The 16,539-nt window shown below is 59.7% G+C and carries 14 protein-coding genes and 1 pseudogene; 11 read left to right on the top strand and 4 right to left on the bottom strand.

Features of this window, described 5'->3' with window-relative positions; all coding sequences use genetic code 11:
- Positions 1-45 precede the first annotated feature (45 nt).
- Positions 46-837 (top strand): hypothetical protein, encoded by a 792-nt coding sequence (locus BLW24_RS18295; protein WP_090385424.1) that lies wholly within the window; start codon positions 46-48, stop codon positions 835-837.
- Here the strand turns inward: BLW24_RS18295 and BLW24_RS18290 are convergent.
- Together BLW24_RS18290 and BLW24_RS18285 are read right to left on the bottom strand one after the other, a co-directional pair.
- Entirely contained in the window at positions 834-1,667 is an 834-nt protein-coding gene (locus BLW24_RS18290; RefSeq protein WP_090385419.1) for a helix-turn-helix transcriptional regulator, read from the bottom strand. The two genes, BLW24_RS18295 and BLW24_RS18290, sit on opposite strands and share 4 nt — an antisense overlap.
- Before the next feature lie 3 nt (positions 1,668-1,670).
- Positions 1,671-2,240 (bottom strand): GNAT family N-acetyltransferase, encoded by a 570-nt coding sequence (locus BLW24_RS18285; protein ID WP_090385415.1) that lies wholly within the window; start codon positions 2,238-2,240, stop codon positions 1,671-1,673.
- A gap of 386 nt (positions 2,241-2,626) precedes the next feature.
- On the opposite strand from BLW24_RS18285, the gene BLW24_RS18280 reads away from it, so the two are divergent.
- Positions 2,627-6,097, top strand: a complete 3,471-nt coding sequence (locus BLW24_RS18280; RefSeq protein ID WP_090385411.1) for a hybrid sensor histidine kinase/response regulator — start codon at positions 2,627-2,629, stop codon at positions 6,095-6,097.
- A gap of 138 nt (positions 6,098-6,235) precedes the next feature.
- Here BLW24_RS18280 and prmB read toward each other — a convergent pair whose 3' ends face one another.
- The gene (gene prmB, locus BLW24_RS18275; protein ID WP_090385405.1) at positions 6,236-7,162 is read right to left on the bottom strand and encodes a 50S ribosomal protein L3 N(5)-glutamine methyltransferase; all 927 of its coding nucleotides are present in this window, start codon (positions 7,160-7,162) and stop codon (positions 6,236-6,238) included.
- Between the two features lie 268 nt (positions 7,163-7,430).
- Between prmB and nhaD the strand changes: the two genes are divergently transcribed.
- The 5 genes from nhaD (at position 7,431) to folE (ending at position 11,599) form a co-directional block, all read left to right on the top strand.
- A complete protein-coding gene (gene nhaD, locus BLW24_RS18270; RefSeq protein ID WP_208600197.1) occupies positions 7,431-8,660 on the top strand; it encodes a sodium:proton antiporter NhaD in 1,230 nt (409 codons plus the stop codon).
- 310 nt (positions 8,661-8,970) lie between these two features.
- Complete coding sequence (locus tag BLW24_RS18265) at positions 8,971-9,567, top strand: cysteine hydrolase family protein (protein ID WP_090385397.1); 597 nt, start codon at positions 8,971-8,973, stop codon at positions 9,565-9,567.
- Between the two features lie 124 nt (positions 9,568-9,691).
- Entirely contained in the window at positions 9,692-10,012 is a 321-nt protein-coding gene (locus tag BLW24_RS18260) for a hypothetical protein (RefSeq protein WP_090385393.1), read from the top strand.
- A gap of 394 nt (positions 10,013-10,406) precedes the next feature.
- Entirely contained in the window at positions 10,407-10,964 is a 558-nt protein-coding gene (locus BLW24_RS18255) for a Smr/MutS family protein (RefSeq protein ID WP_090385386.1), read from the top strand.
- A gap of 86 nt (positions 10,965-11,050) precedes the next feature.
- Complete coding sequence (gene folE / locus BLW24_RS18250; RefSeq protein ID WP_090385382.1) at positions 11,051-11,599, top strand: GTP cyclohydrolase I FolE; 549 nt, start codon at positions 11,051-11,053, stop codon at positions 11,597-11,599.
- 148 nt (positions 11,600-11,747) lie between these two features.
- Here the strand turns inward: folE and BLW24_RS18245 are convergent, their stop codons facing one another.
- On the bottom strand, positions 11,748-12,128 hold the full coding sequence (locus BLW24_RS18245; protein ID WP_090385379.1) for a hypothetical protein: 381 nt from the start codon (positions 12,126-12,128) through the stop codon (positions 11,748-11,750).
- Positions 12,129-12,581: 453 nt separating this feature from the next.
- On the opposite strand from BLW24_RS18245, the gene BLW24_RS18240 reads away from it, so the two are divergent.
- From BLW24_RS18240 to BLW24_RS18225, 4 genes and pseudogenes are all read left to right on the top strand, one after another.
- Entirely contained in the window at positions 12,582-12,944 is a 363-nt protein-coding gene (locus BLW24_RS18240) for a DUF2523 family protein (protein WP_090385372.1), read from the top strand.
- Between the two features lies 1 nt (position 12,945).
- Positions 12,946-14,235, top strand: a complete 1,290-nt coding sequence (locus BLW24_RS18235) for a zonular occludens toxin domain-containing protein (RefSeq protein ID WP_090385368.1) — start codon at positions 12,946-12,948, stop codon at positions 14,233-14,235.
- Positions 14,236-14,365: 130 nt separating this feature from the next.
- Positions 14,366-15,643, top strand: a complete 1,278-nt coding sequence (locus tag BLW24_RS18230; RefSeq protein ID WP_090385365.1) for a hypothetical protein — start codon at positions 14,366-14,368, stop codon at positions 15,641-15,643.
- Positions 15,643-16,398: pseudogene (locus BLW24_RS18225) on the top strand (phage integrase); the annotation flags it as partial. The gene BLW24_RS18230 and the pseudogene BLW24_RS18225, both read left to right, overlap by 1 nt.
- Positions 16,399-16,539: the final 141 nt, after the last annotated feature.

Here is a 16,539-nt window from a genome sequence, read left to right as displayed (position 1 = left end):
CGCATCAGGCGACACCTGAAGATGTCGCGCACAGGATCGCCGTGTATGACTGACAACCCACAACCACAAACCGCTACCGACACCGCCGCCCAGGAAGTCGCCGAGCAAGCCCATCCCTGGGCCGATCTGCCGCCCGAACACTTTCGCCTATTGCGCCTGGCCGCTCTGCCTACCGACCGCCACACTGGCGCACGGCCCTTGCGTTTTATCCAGTTAGGCCGCGTCGAGCGCCTGGGCAAGCAGCAGAGCCTGCTGCGTCTGACCTTGCAGCTCCCCGGTCAGCGTGTACGCAAGGAACAGAACATTCTCGAAGTCTGGGCCGATCACGAGCAGCGCACGGTGCGCTTCGGCCCCGATACTGGCCTGCTGGTACAACCGGAAAACCGTGGCCTGGGGCGCTTTATGCTGGCTCAGGGGATTATCTGGGCACGCCAGCACTTCGCTCATTACCAGGTGGAAAACACCCAACTGGCGAGCAAGGATGCCTTTAGTGATGAAGCGCGCGCCCGCCGTGACCACTGCCTTCAGGCCCAGGGCTTTGTGGTCGAATACCTCGACCCACTAAAGATCAAGGCGCAATGCGGCGCGCCACGGGTCAGCTCGCTGCATGGCGACTGGCACACGGAAAAGGTGCAGATCGTTGAATTACTGGACGCCGCCAGCATGCTGCAACAGGCCGACCAGAGCCTGCGCGAGCAGGACGTGAAAGTGCGCAAACTGGAAGAACGCATCGAAGTGTTCAAACGCGAAGACGGCGGTCTGCGCTTTACCATCACCTGCCTGGTGGCGTTCTGCGTGTTTCAGGCGGGGCTACTGATCTGGATTGCTACGCGCTAGCGAATGGCGCGAGCCTGGCGATACTGCCCCGGCGCCACGCCGTAGGCCTGTTTGAACTGCCGACTAAGATGGCTCTGGTCGGCAAAACCCAACTGCATCGCCACACTCAGCGGCGCACAACCATTCCTTAATAACGCCCGAGCCTGCTCCAGACGGCGCTGCATCAGCCAGCTGTGTGGCGGCAAGCCGGTGGCGCGGCGGAACACTCTGGCGAAATGAAACGGCGACAAGCCCACCGCCTGCGCCAGTTCTTCCAATGACGGTGGCGCCGCCAACTGACTGGCCAGCATCTCCTTGGCCAGCGCCACAGCCTGTGGCTCATGACCAGGGGTGAGGCCCGCAGGAACGCGGCCATGACGTTGAAATAACAGCAAAATCGCTTCACGCCAGGCGTTCTGCTGCTGCAAGGCACTGGCCGGACTCTCCAGCAGACGATGCAAGTCGGCAAACGTCCGACCCAGCGGCGCATCATGCAACACGCTGCCGGCAAAACTGGGTAGGCCGCCGCGCTCCAGCTCCAGCTCAGCCAATACCTCGCAAACCTGCTCAATCTCGGGGTAGAAAGCGCGGTATTGCCAGCCCTGATCATGAGCCTTTGAGCAGGAGTGCAGCTCGTCCGGGTTTATCAGGATCATGCTGCCGGCAGGAGCCAGATGCTCACTGCCGCGATGCTGAAAACGGTGGGCACCCTGCTCAATTACGGCAAAAACAAAGCCTTCGTGCACATGAGGCGAAAAGCGCTGCTCGATATAGTGTGCGTGGAGCAACTCCACACCGTCCAACTCACGTGATTGCCAAAAGCGTGTTTGCTCAGTACCTGCCTGCGCCATGCCTCAACCGCTGAAACGCGCCTCCAGCTGCAGCTTGATCGCCGGCCAGTCATGGTCGGTGATGCTGTAGAGCACGCTGTCGTCCAGGCGCCCGTCAGCCAGGCGGCGGTGGTTGCGCAGCACGCCTTCACGCAGCGCCCCAAGCTTTTCGATGGCGCGCTGCGAACGCAGATTACTGGCAGCGGTTTTTAGTTGTACACGTACCAGCCCCCAGTGTTCGAAAGCGTGCTTGAGCATCAGGTATTTGATGATGGTGTTGAGGCCCGTGCCATGCTGGCTGCGATCCAGCCAGGTCCAGCCGATCTCCGTTGCCGGCAAGGTGTTCATAAAGTCGCCGAAACGGGTGGTGCCCACCAACTGGTCGCCCAGGCGAATAACAAAGGGCAAGGCCCGCCCTTCACGCTGCTCGAGCAAGCCCTGGCGATACCAGTCGAGACGCTGGCTGCCACTCATATAGATCAGCTCCTGGCGATTGGCTTCGGCCAGACTGATCAAGGCGGGAATATCGGCATCGACCATGGGTTCGATACGCAATCCGCCACGTTGCAGGGTAATTAGTTGCGGCTTGAACATAGGGTCCCTCCTCGGACAGAGTCGCAGGCGCGACACGCTAACAGGGCCGGCAAGTGTGCACAATCCACAACAGCAACAGCAACAGCAACAGCAACAAGTTCTACGCCAGTGCGACCTTGGTCGTGCCTGACGCACCGTCACTTTGCTGCGAGACTAAGACAAATCATATGCAGTAGGCTCAGAACCAGTCTCGGAGCTGCTGCGCTTCGGCGATACGGCGTTAAGACTGGCCTCGGAATGCTCATTTACAGCAGTAAACTCCGCTTCCTCGGCCACTCTTGCCTTGTCTCGCACTAGCTCGCGCGTTCCGAGACAGGTTCTTTGGCAGCCGCTGCGCTGCCAGATAAGACCCTGGCAGCCCCCTACAGTTTGTTTTCGGAGTTTGCATGACCCTGTCTAGCGGGCTGATCGCCGCGGTTGCGCTGATTTACATGGCCACTCTGTTCGCCATCGCCTTCTACGGCGACCGCCGAGCTGCGCCCATGCCGCCGAAAATTCGAGCCTGGGTATACAGCCTTTCACTGGCGGTGTACTGCACCAGCTGGACGTTTTTCGGCGCGGTAGGCCAGGCCGCCGAACAGCTCTGGTCATATCTGCCGATCTACCTTGGGCCGATCATCATTCTGGTCTTCACACCTTGGGTGCTGCAGAAAATGGTGATGATCAGCAAACAGGAAAACATCACCTCGATTGCCGACTTTATCGCCGCCCGCTATGGCAAATCCCAGGCGCTGGCGGTGGTAGTAGCGCTGGTCTGCCTGGTCGGCGTATTGCCCTATATCGCCCTGCAGCTCAAAGGCATCGTGCTTGGGGTCAACCTGCTCAGCGGTGCCGGCGCAGGCGCCAACGGCACCGGTGCCCAGGACACCGCACTGATCGTCTCGCTGGTGCTGGCACTGTTCACAATATTGTTCGGCACACGCAACCTGGTTGTCACCGAGCACCACCGCGGTATGGTTCTGGCAATTGCCTTCGAATCGCTGGTCAAACTGCTGGCCTTCCTCGCCGTCGGCGCGTTTGTGACCTACGGCCTGTACAACGGTTTTGCCGACCTGTTCGACCAGGCCAAAGCCAACGCCGGGCTGGAGAAATTCTGGGAACAAACCGTCAATTGGCCAGCGATGATGACCCAGACGGGCCTGGCGATGATCGCCATCATCGCCCTGCCGCGGCAGTTTCATGTGACGGTGGTGGAGAACATCGAGCCCAAGGATTTGCGCCTGGCACGCTGGGTGTTCCCTGCCTACCTGATACTCGCCGCGCTGTTTGTGGTGCCCATCGCCCTGGCCGGGCAGATGCTGCTGCCGGCCGGCGTTACCCCTGACTCCTTCGTAATCAGCCTGCCGCTGGCCGAAGCCCATCCCGCGCTGGCCATGCTGGCCTTTATCGGCGGCGCGTCGGCGGCCACCGGCATGGTAATTGTTGCGTCAGTAGCGCTGTCGACGATGATTTCCAACGACATGCTGCTGCCTTGGCTGCTGCGCCGGCAGAATACCGAACGGCCTTTTGAAGCCTTCCGCTACTGGATGCTGACCGCACGACGGGTGAGCATTGTGGTCATCCTGCTGTTGGCCTATGTCTGCTACCGCCTGCTGGGCTCCAACGCCAGCCTGGCAACCATCGGCCAGGTGTCGTTCGCCGCCATCGGCCAGCTGGCTCCGGCGATGTTCGGCGCACTGGTGTGGAAGCAGGCAAACCGCCAGGGCGTATTCGCCGGGCTGTTCTTTGGTGCGCTGATCTGGTTCTACACCCTGGTTATGCCGCTGGTGGCGCGCGGCCTGGGCTGGCCAGCGGATGCCTTGCCGGGCGTGCAAACCCTGCTGTACGGCCCAATCGGCTTTCAGGTCGACCCGCTGACCCGTGGGGTGGTGCTGTCGCTGGCCGGCAACTTCCTGTTGTTTGCCTGGGTCTCCTACTTCTCGCGCACCCGGGTGGCCGAGCACTGGCAGGCTGGGCGTTTTATCGGCCATGACCTGGGCAACAAACCCAGCAACCGCAGCATGCTCGCAGTGCAGGTCGGCGACCTGTTGCTGCTGGCCAACCGTTTTGTCGGTGAAGACCGCGCGCGGCAGAGCTTTATGCGGTTTGCCTACCGCCAGGGCAAGGGCTTCGACCCTAACCAGACCGCCAACAGTGAATGGATCGCCCACACCGAACGGCTGCTGGCCGGTGTACTCGGTGCCTCATCGACCCGCGCGGTGGTCAAGGCGGCCATCGAAGGCCGCGAAATGCAGGTCGAGGATGTGGTTCGCATCGTCGACGAAGCCTCGGAAGTGCTGCAGCTCAACCGCGCACTGTTGCAAGGCGCGATCGAGAACATCACCCAGGGCATCAGCGTGGTCGACCAATCGCTGCGCCTGGTGGCCTGGAACCACCGTTACATTGAGCTGTTCAACTACCCCGAGGGCCAGGTGTATGTCGGCCGCCCGGTAGCTGAGCTGATCCGCTTCAACGCCGAACGCGGCCTGCTCGGCGCCGGCAATATCGAGGAGCACGTCAGCAAACGCCTGTACTGGATGCGTCAGGGCACGGCGCACACCTCCGAACGGCTGTTCCCCAACGGCCGGGTGATCGAGCTGATCGGCAACCCCATGCCCGGCGGCGGTTTCGTCATGAGCTTCACCGACATCACCGAGTTCCGCGAAGCCGAGCGCGCGCTCAAGGACGCCAATGAAGGCCTGGAACAGCGGGTCAGCGAGCGCACCCAGGAGCTGTCGCAACTGAATCTGGCGCTGACCGAAGCCAAGGGGGTGGCCGAGGCCGCCAACCAGTCGAAAACCCGCTTTCTCACCGCCGTCAGTCATGACCTGATGCAGCCGCTAAATGCCGCGCGGCTGTTCTCCGCCGCCCTGTCCCACCAGGACGATGCCCTGCCCGCCGACGTCCGCGAACTGGTGCGCCACCTGGACAGCTCGTTGCGCTCAGCCGAAGACCTGATCAGCGACCTGCTGGATATCTCACGCCTAGAAAACGGCCGTATCACTCCGGACCGTCATGCCTTTGTGCTGAACAATTTGTTCGACACCCTGGGGGCGGAGTTCAGAGTGCTGGCCGCCGAACACGGCATGGATTTTCGCCTGCGCGGCAGCCGTCTGCGGGTCGACAGCGACATCAAACTACTGCGGCGCATTCTGCAGAATTTCCTGACCAACGCCTTCCGCTACGCCAAGGGCCGTGTGCTGCTCGGCGTGCGCCGCAAGGGTCAGCAGCTGCGCTTGGAAGTCTGGGATCGCGGCCCGGGCATTCCCGACGACAAGCGCAAGGTGATTTTCGAGGAATTCAAACGCCTGGACAGCCACCAGACCCGCGCCGAAAAAGGCCTGGGCCTGGCGATTGCCGATGGTTTGTGCCGTGTCCTCGGCCACCAGCTGGAAGTGCGTTCCTGGCCGGGCAAAGGCAGCGTATTCAGCGTCACCATTCCCCTGGCCTTGCACGCCGACCCACCCGTATTGCTCAGCCAACCCGAGCACCATGGCGAGGCGCTGGTCGGCATCCAGGTGCTATGCATCGACAACGAGGACAGCATCCTCGCCGGCATGCACAGCCTGCTGTCACGCTGGGGGTGTCAGGTGTGGACGGCGCGCAACCGCCTGGAGTGCGATCACCTGCTAAGTGAAAACGTGCGCCCGCAGCTGGCACTGGTGGACTATCACCTGGATGACGGCGAAACCGGCACCGAGCTGATGGCCTGGCTGCGCACGCGTTTGGGTGAACCGCTACCGGGTGTGGTGATCAGCGCCGACGGCCGCCCCGAGCTGATCGCTCAGGTACATGCCGCCGGCCTCGATTACCTGAGTAAGCCGGTCAAGCCGGCCGCTTTGCGCGCCCTGTTGAGCCGCCATCTCGTCCTGCGTTAGCAGGCCGTTAAAACGTTGGCGAGGCAACCAGCGCAAGGCAAAAACAGGCGAAAAAGCGGAGTTTACGAGTTGTAAATGAGCACTTTGAGCCTGTTTTTAACGCAGCGATGACAACGCAGGTAGTTTGTAACCGCCTGCTTAAAGGCGCTGACGGAACAATGCCTGGTGCTCGCGGCATTGCGCGGCCGCGAGCAGGAATACGCCGTGACCGCCGCGTTCGAACTCCAGCCAGGTGAAGTCGACTTCCGGGTAAAGCGCTTCGACGTGCACCTGGCTATTACCGACTTCGATAATCAGCATGCCTTTCTCGGTCAAATGATCCGCCGCCTCCGCGAGCATGCGCCGCACCAGGTCCAAGCCATCGTCGCCGCAGGCCAGACCCAGCTCAGGCTCGTGCTGGTATTCGGCCGGCATATCGGCAAAATCCTCAGCATCCACATAAGGTGGGTTGGAAACGATCAGGTCAAAGCGCTGCCCCGGCAGCCCGGCAAAACCATCGCCCTGCACGGTGTACACGCGCTCATCCAGGCCATGACGCTCGATGTTCTGATTGGCCACTTCCAGCGCCTCAAACGACAGATCACCGAGCACCACTTCGGCCTCGGGAAACTCGTAGGCGCAGGCGATACCAATGCAGCCCGAGCCGGTGCACAGATCGAGAATCCGCGCCGGTTCCATGGCCAGCCAGGGTTCGAAGTGCTGCTCGATCAGCTCGGCAATCGGTGAGCGCGGAATCAGCACACGCTCATCGACCATAAACGGCATGCCACAGAACCAGGCCTCGCCCAACAAGTAAGCAGTCGGTACGCGCTCGTCGATGCGTCGTGCGAGCAAGGCATGCAGGTGCGCATGCTCATCGTCTTCCAGGCGGCAATCGAGGTAGCTGTCGGCAATTTCGTAAGGCAGATGCAGGGCGCCAAGTACCAGCTGGCGAGCTTCATCCCAGGCGTTGTCAGTGCCGTGGCCGAAGAACAGCTCCTCGCCATGAAACCGACTGACCGCCCAGCGAATGTAATCGCGCACGCTGCGCAGGCGGGTTGGGTAGGTATGTGTGGCGTCAGTCACGGCAGCTCTCCGCAGAAAAAGTGCGCCATTCTAACAGCCTGCCGTGCTTGCCCGCGCCGGGCGCAGTGCTGGTTTAGCGGCACGACGCATTACTGACCACAAAGGCCGCCACAGTCACAAAGTAGGCCTGCCCAAGCCTCATGCGCATCAGTATAATTTTGTTACCAATTTCTAACCCTTCCCTCCCTTTCTCAAGACTTCCCTAAAAATGGTCATAGATCCCTTCTCGATCACGGGCTTGCTCGTGCTGGCGATATTTTTGATTGGCATGACGCTAATCGTTTTTGAAGCACAACTGGAGATGGATAAGTTCAAGCCGGCGATGTTCATGATGTCCGGTCTGATCGTTATCGGTGCCCACTACGCGTTTTACGACCCCAATGGCTTTCAGTTCTTCCTGCATGCGCAGAGCGAGATCAAGGAAGAGCTGTTCGGCCTGATCGCCTTTATGGCGTTTATGTGGATGGTGGTCGAGCTGCTCAATGAACGGAACGTCTTCACCGCGCTCAATGGCTACCTGATGCGCAAGGGGCTCGGCGCGCGCGGCATGTTCTGGGCCACCGGCGCACTGTCAGCGCTGCTCTCGCCGTTTCTCAACAACATCACCACTGCGATGATCTTCGGCAAGACGGTGAAGAACATCTCGACCAATCAGCGCTACACCCATATCTCGCTGTGCAACATCGTGGTCGCCTCCAACTCCGGGGTGTGGTTTCTCGGCACCTCGACCAGCCTGATGGTGGTGCTGGCCGGCAAGATCAGCATCGCCGGCCTGCTGTTGCTGATTCCCTCGGCATTGATCGGCTGGCTGTTGTTCGCCGCCACGCTGCATTTCTTCTACCTGCGCAAACTCGATGGGCAGAGCCTGATTCAGGTGGCCGACCAGGCCGAATCTGCACTCAAACCCGGCGGTGCGGGCCTGGCGATCGTTGGTTTCTTCGCGGTATTTGGCGCAGTGCTGTGCAACATCATGCTGAAAGTCAGCATCGAGTTTGCCATCGGCATCGGCCTGGGCATTGTCGCCCTGTATGCCTGGCTGCTGATGCACCGCGGCATCGAGCTGCCCTGGCAGGATCAACTGCAAAAGGTCGAGTGGAACGCCCTGCTGTTCTTTATCGGCATCATCACCTCGGTGGCCTGCCTCAACCATGTCGGCTGGCTGTCGTATATCTCGCGGCTGTTCGAAGTGCTGCACCCCACCGCGGTCAACATGGTGCTCGGCGTCGCGTCCGGGGTAATGGACAACGTCCCCGTGGAAGCGGCTGCGCTGATGTCCAACCCGCAGCTAGGGCTCAATCAGTGGGCGCTGAATGCGCTGATGGTGGGGATTGGCGGCTCGCTGACGGTGGTCGGCTCAGCCGCCGGGGTGATGGCGATGTCGTTGGACAAGACCTACAGCTTCGCCGTGCACCTGAAGTTTCTACCGGCCATTCTGGTCAATTTCTTCGGTTCGCTAGGTATCTGGTACCTGCAGTTCGAACTGTTTGGCCTGTACTGAAACGCAAACGCCAGGGCATGCCCTGGCGCTTGTCGATGGTGACCCACGCCGCCGCTAGTCTCGTTTAAGGTGCAGTTCGCGCAGCACAGCGATGGAAATCGCCACGGCGAACAACAGCCAGAAATGCTCAGAAAACAGTGCAATCAGATTCATATTGCAGCTCCTTTGCTTGAAATCGCCGTTCCTCGGCAGCCACTCGATTCTGCTCGCCATATAGGCGACACGCAAGATCATCGGCCACAAAGGTTCACAGCAGCGCAGCACAGGCGGACAATGGGTGGACTGTCCATGCCAGCCTGGAGTTCCTGCCATGTCCACCCCTAAAACGATGTTCGCCCTCACTGGCCGCAGCCATGCGCCCGCCAGCCTGAGCAATGCGACCTTGCTGATCATTGATGCGCAAGAGGAATACCGCAGCGGCGTACTGCAATTACCGGGGCTGGATGCCGCGCTGGAAGAAATCGCCAAACTGCTGGCCGCCGCCCGCCACTTGGGCAGCTCCATCGTTCACGTCAAGCACTTGGGCATCCCCGATGGCCTGCTCGACCCACGCGGCCCACGCGGCCTACACCTGCCGGAAGCAGCGCCGCTGCCTGGCGAAATCATCGTAGAAAAACGCATGCCCAACGCCTTCAACGGCACCGAGCTGCATGATCGCTTGCAGGCCCTGGGCCACCTGGACCTGATCGTCTGCGGCTTTATGACCCATTCGAGTATCAGCACCACGGTACGCGCCACCAAGGACTATGGTTATCGCTGTACCGTGGTGGATGCCGCTTGCGCCACCCGCGACCTGCCAACGCTCGACGGTCAGGTGATCAGCGCCGCCGAGATGCACCGCGCCGAGATGATCGCCCTGGCCGACAATTTTGCTGCCGTGGTACCGCGCGCCAGTGCCTTGATCTGAGCCACCGCCAGCCGCGCAGTAGTTCGCAACCTGGATATGGGCTGACCGCAACAGTTGAACCACACCAGCCCACACCGGTCATACCGCCGATAACCACCGAGGAAATTGGCATGAGGAAATCGGAATGAAACACTCCGATGGTTTCGATGCACGCCGCCTGCGCCCACGCAATGCCAGCAACTGGCGCCTGCGTCTGGGCGCTGGCTTGGCCGCATTGTTTGCCACATTCGGCGTACTGCTGAGCATGGCAGGCGTCGCCACTCTGCTCGGCCAACCTGCCGCGCTCGGCCCACTGAACGAATCGCCAGCCGCCGCCAGCGTATTGGTCGTGATCGGGCTGCTGTTGCTGACCTTTGGCGTGCTGCTCTGGCGCCGCTGCCGACGCCGCCTGCGCCGCCCCAGTGACCTGAGCATGGCCCCGCATCTGATGAAAAAGCGCGACTGAGTGCTTCCAGGCAACACGGATCTGGCAGCTTGGTTACACTAGCGGCCTTCGCGGATATCTAGGGGCTGTTACCGTTTTGTCGCGAGCCGCGTTGCCGCGTAACATCTCGCCAGGCTAGGCGGAGGACGCAGGTAATGGTCGCGCCCTTGCCAAGTCCTCCAACACCGCATGGCAAGATTTTTCGCGCAACCCGAAGGGCCGGGCCTGTTTTCGCGCGATACTGCGTCTCTCGACACTCATTTGGAACAACCACAAAAACGCAGGGAGCGTTTTTGCGCGTCAGCCCCGAAGGGGTCAAGCATATGGATGTGCTGAACAAACTTCGTGTCTCGTGCCTTGCCTCGCGCTAAAACAGGCTCCGGCGCGGCCACGACAAAACGGTAACAGACCCTAAATGCAAGACGACGATTTTTCCTTATTCAAAGCCGAGTTGCGCGGCGTCAAACCGATCAAACATGACCGCGCGGATACCGGCAAACCGAAACCCAACCGTGCCCAACTGGCCACCCTACGCCAGGCCGCCACGGCACGTGTGGAGTCGGTCAAGGTCGACGGCCTGTCCGACCAGTTTGTGATCGATGTCGGTGCTGAAGACCCGCTGTATTGGTCCGCCAACGGCGTGCAGGAAGGCCAGATGCGCAAGCTCAAGCTGGGTCAGATCAGTTTTGAAGGCAGCCTCGACCTGCACGGCATGAACGTGGAAAAAGCCCGCGACACCCTGTGGGAATTTATTGCCGAGGCCAACAAGCTGGAGGTGCGCTGCGTGCGCATCACCCACGGCAAGGCGGTGCGCATGGACGGCCGCAAGCCGATGATCAAAAGCCACGTCAACACCTGGCTGCGCCAGCATCCGCAGGTACTCGGTTTCACCTCCTGCCTGGCCAAACACGGTGGCACCGGCGCGGTGTACGTGATGCTCAAGCGCACCATGATGGATGGCCGCGACGAATAAGCTCATGCCGCTGGCGGGTTACGCACTTGCCAGCCCGACCCTCGCGGCCTAACCTCCGCCCTTTAGAAAGACCTACGAGATTGTCCATGTCCCTGGAACAGAACTACACCGCGATCCTTGGCCAACTTGGCGAAGACGTATCCCGCGAAGGCCTGCTCGACACGCCCAAGCGCGCCGCCAAAGCCATGCAGTACCTGTGCAAGGGCTACCAGCAGACCCTCGAAGAAGTTACCAATGGCGCGCTGTTCAGCTCCGATAACAGCGAAATGGTGCTGGTGAAGAACATCGAGCTGTACTCGCTGTGTGAACACCACCTGCTGCCCTTTATCGGCAAGGCCCATGTCGCCTACATCCCCAACGGCAAGGTGCTCGGCCTGTCGAAGGTTGCGCGCATCGTCGACATGTATACACGCCGCCTGCAGATCCAGGAAAACCTTAGCCGGCAGATCGCCGAAGCTATCCAGCAAGTCACCGGCGCCCTCGGTGTGGCCGTGGTGATCGAAGCGCAGCACATGTGCATGATGATGCGCGGCGTGGAGAAGCAGAACTCCTCGATGGTTACCTCGGTGATGCTCGGCGAATTCCGCGAAAACGCCGCCACGCGCAGCGAGTTCCTTAGTCTGGTCAATAGCTGATCAAGCCTTGCTGCAGAAGAAGCCGGCCTAGCGCCGGTTTTTTTATGCCTGTTCACGCCAATGACCACGGCGGCAATCCGCCAAAAAGCCCGAAAACACGGCTGAAAGTGGCGAAATCACGCCAACAACCTACTGCATCGCGCGCTTCTCACCCACCGGTGAAGCCCTCAACCCAGGCGAAGGCGTCGACGATATCCCCGAAGACAACAGTGCCGAGATTCCGGATGAGAACGACACCGACCCGGCGTGCTTCAAAACCGGCGCTTACGAAACCTGCATCGACCCCAAACAGCCCAACTGCGGCACCCGTGGTGGTAACCCATTCTGCTTCGGTGAGGGTGACAGCTGCGGTGAGGTCAACGGTCAGCACATCTGCTTTCCCAACGGTGCGCGCAAGTGCAGCTATGTCGATGGCACCTATGAGTGCATCAACCAGAAGACCGGTGAAAAGATCGCCTACGACAGCCCCGACCACCCAAAGAACGGTGGCAATGCCGATGGCAACACCAACAACGACGAACAGAAACAAGGCCAAGTCGTTGTTGGCGGTGGTGCCCAGGGTTCCGACAAGGCCGCGACTAACAAAGCCATCAGCGACCTGCAGGAAGGCCTCGGCGACAAGCTTGAAGCGATCAAAGACGCCCTGACCGAAACCACCGATGGCCCCAGCAATGGCCTGGAAAACCCCGGTGAACGTGGCTCGCTGGATGCCGATGAATGGGACGAAAAGATTGCCGAGGCCAAGCTCGAATTTGCCACCGTCACCAACCAGTTTGGCGACCTCTTCGAGGGCATCGTTAGCCCCAACCTCTCCGGCTCAGGTGGTCAGCTCTACTGCGAATCCTTCGTCGTCATGGGCAAGACCTACGAACTATGCCTAAGCCAGTTCGCCGATGAACTGTCTGGCATCGGCGTGGTGATCCTCTTCCTCGCCACCTTGTTTGCCGCCTACATCATCTTCATCAAAGACTGAGGATCTCCTATGGACTTCTCCTTCATCACCGACTTCTTCACCGGCATGAATGGCTTTATCCAGGACATGTGGCACTGGATCTACCAAGGCCTGTACGACTTCACCAAAGAGGTCATGGTCGTGATGACCAAGGCCATGATCTACGCCTACTTCAGCAGCATGATCTTCGCCGCCGAGATTGCTTATGAAGTGGTGCAGGACATTGTCCAGGGCCTTGGCATCACCCAGCAGATCCAATCCGCCTACTCGACCATCCCCGAAGAGATGCGCAACACCCTGGCGTTCTTCCGCATCCCCGAAGCCCTGACCATCATCTTCTCCGCCATCCCGACCAAGATGGCGATGAAGTTCGTCCCGTTCATAGGCCGCTGATATGTCGATCAAGATCCATCACGGCCCCAATGGCAGCTACAAGACTTCCGGCGCCCTGCAGGATGATGCGGTCCCCGCGATCAAAGAGGGGCGCACCATCATCACCAACATCAGGGGCTTCACCCTGGATCGGGTCTATGAAGTCTTCCCCGACTGCCCGAAGAGCACCGAGGTCATCAACCTCTCGATGGAATCCACCGAGGATCTCGAAAAGCTGCGCCGCTGGTTTATGTGGGCACCCAAGGGCGCGTTTCTGATCTTCGATGAAACCCAGATCCTTTTCCCCAAATCCTGGCGCGACAAAGACCTAGAGCAATTCGACTTCCCCGGCGGCATCGAAAAAGCCAAAGAAGCCGACCGGCCTACTGGCTGGCTCGACGGCTGGACTCGCCACCGGCATTGGAACTGGGACGTTGTCCTTACCACCCCCAACATCCGCTACATCCGCGACGATATCCGCCTCACCTGCGAGAAGGCTTACCTGCATGCCAACCTCGCCTTGATCGGGGTGAAAGGTCGCTATAAAGAGGCCATGCACGATGCACAGGAAAACCGCCCCCATAGCGATGGATCCTCCATCGTTGAACTCAAGAAAATCAGCGCCGCCACCTTCAAACTCTACGACTCAACCTCCACCGGCACCGTCCGCGATACAGCAGCGGGTAAGAACCTACTACTGTCGCCTAAGGTTCTGGGCCTCCTGGGTTTTATTGCCGCTCTTCTCTACTCTATTTTCGCTGGCGACTCCGCATCTCTGTTCACTGACGGGCTCACTCACCACCAGCCTCAAAAGCCTGCTGCTGCCCCCGCTCAAACTCCTGGGCAAGCTTCTGCTGCGCCTGCTGGTGTGGCTACTGATGATCTGGCTGATCGCCAAACTGATCAGCCAGCTTACGTAGCCACCGACGCACCCGGATCGCACCCGTTCTGGAAGCAAACCCTCGTCGTCAAAGCCGCCATGACCGGCTACCAGAACGAACGGGGCAAAGAGGTGGTGTTGTTCCACGTCCTCAGTGAAGACGGCTCTCACTTCGGCCAGACCGGCAACGACCTGCGCGCCCTCGGCTACCGCATCACCGTGATAACCCCGTGCTACGTCGAACTGCGCCGCGATGGCTGGAGTGGTGTGTCCATGTGCAAAGGCACTGCACCTGCGCAACAGGAAGCCCAGGCCGCCACCCAACCACAACAACCAGAACAGCTCACCGCCCAGCAGCGCTTTGAAAAGAACGCTGTACGCGTGACCGTCATCGAGGACACGTCGCGTGATGAAAAGCCGTTTTCCAACTAGCGCGGCCGCGCGCCGGGGAGCGGCTAGGTCCAGAGCGATCCCGGCGCGCGGCTCGCGCTGACGTCCCTGTAACACGTCAGATAAATAAGTTTAAACAGTCTCAATTCGTCACTATTTGGAGCAGTAGAAAATGACCGTAAAAGATCAAATTCGGGTAGACCGTCAGTTCAAAGAGTCGGCAACGGGTCGCGTCTTCTTCGACCAGAAAAACGCCAAGATCACCGATCTGACAAAAGTGCGCTTGCTGCGCTGTGGCGTCGATACGGTGCGCCAGTTGTACAAGGGGCTGATCCGCCCGGAAATCATGGCGCTATTTGACAACCCAGGCACCTTGGTTGACTTCGCGGGCCAGCGTTGGCACTCCGGCCGTGTAGGCCGTGACTCCGGGTATCAGTACAAGCTGCAGAACGCAGACCTGGGCATCATCCTGTTGGTGAAGAACTTCAACGCCAAACTGGACTGCATCGGCCCACACCTGAAAATCGAAGTGTCACCCCATGCAATCGACAGCCTGTCACCCGAACGCCTGCAGGCGCGTTTGGACTTCTACGCCGCCCAGTTAATGACCCATGTGGAAATTAACCAGTGCGCCGTCCACCTCGCGTTAGATCTCCAGGGCTGGACACCTCCGGCCGATCTGGTGGCCCGCATGCACTGCAAGGCCCGCACACAGCGCGATATCTCGGGCATCAGTGAAATCAACTGGGCGACCAAATCCAGCACCTACGGACGTGGCGAAACCTCGATGTTCGGCTCTGCCAGTGGTGTGCAGATTTGTATCTACAACAAGACCGAACAGGCCAAGGCCTGCGACAAGCTCGACTACTGGGAAAGCGTCTGGAAGCGCCGTGACAGCTTCGATGCGGCCGACCCGGATAACTACAACCCCAAGCAAACCGTCTGGCGTGTCGAGCTGCGTTATCACCACTCGATCATCCAGCAATTCGCCAGTGGCTCCCTGGACGTGAAAACCGGTGAAGCCATCGACACCCGTTCGTTTGCAGCGTTTGCCGGGCATCTGGACGGCCTGTGGCGCTATGGCCTGCGCCAGTTCAAGTTGATGGATCGCCCCGGCTATTTCTCCCCCATTTGGACACTCATTCGCGAGGACGTGCGCGTGGACCTACCTGTTGATTCCCTGCTCGAAGACACCGAATACAAGCGCTACTACAAGACCTCCCGTGGCTTCTCGGGCAAGAACGTCGAACTGTTCCTGGGTAACTTCGTAAGCCTGCTGGCAAGGGAACGGGTGGGCGCAAAAAAGGCGTTTGATCGGCTGCAAACCTGGGAATGCTGGCCGGTAATTCGTGATCACTACGCCGCCAAGGACATGAGCGAGCACGACATCTACAAACACATCAAAAACCTGCTGGAAGAGCGTAACGTTCGGTGGGGGCGTGCCGTTTAATGGCCATCGAGCAACAGCCAGACGGACGCTGGAAAGTCGATGTAGAGCCCATCAAGAGCAAACGCTTTCGTAAGACGCTCAAGACCAAAGCTGAAGCCCAACGCTTTGAGGCAACGTGCCGTGCCAAAGTCATAGACGCCCCTGCCTGGTCACCAAAACCCAAGGACAGACGCCGCCTAACTGACCTGATCGACCGATGGGCAACACTGCATGCGCATACCCTTTCAGATGGTGAGGCTCGCCGCCGTTTGCTTGATACGCTCGCAAAAGACTTGGGCAATCCGATAGCTATCAAACTGACGGGCAATGAATACGCCGAGTACAGAACCAACGCGCTCAAGGCTGGTGCCAACCCCAAGACCTTAAACAATCGCCTTGGTTACCTGCGCTCCGTATTCAACGTGCTGTTTCAGCTCAGCGACATTGATTATCCAAACCCGCTGGCGCGTGTTCGCCCTCTTCGACTGCAGGAAAAGGAACTGGCCTACCTGACCGATCAACAGATCGGAAAACTGTTTGCCACCATCCACAGCTATTGCAGGACACCTCACGTCGCCATGATCGCGGCAATCTGTTTGGCTACTGGTGCTCGCTGGGGTGAAGCTCAGGCACTGACGCCTGAAAAGGTGCGCAACCAGCTGGTTACGTTCGTGAACACCAAAGGTAAGCGCGTCCGCTCGATCCCAGTCGCCCTGGAGTTGGAACAGCAGATACACCGGCACTTCAAACAGCACGGCCAGTTCAGCAACTGCCTTAAGGATGGTCTGAAAAAGACTTCCTGATTTTGGCAAAATATCCGCACTCCACCCGCCGAGTTTTCCGATGAAGCAGATGACCTTCGCCGACGCCGAGTACGCCGGCAAGCGCAAGCAGACCCGCAAAGGAAACTCTGAATA

The sequence above is a fragment of the Pseudomonas anguilliseptica genome (assembly GCF_900105355.1).
Taxonomy (GTDB): Bacteria; Pseudomonadota; Gammaproteobacteria; order Pseudomonadales; family Pseudomonadaceae; genus Aquipseudomonas; species Aquipseudomonas anguilliseptica.
The sequence above is the reverse complement of the archived record's forward strand: the minus strand, read 5'-3'. Positions and strand labels throughout refer to the sequence as shown.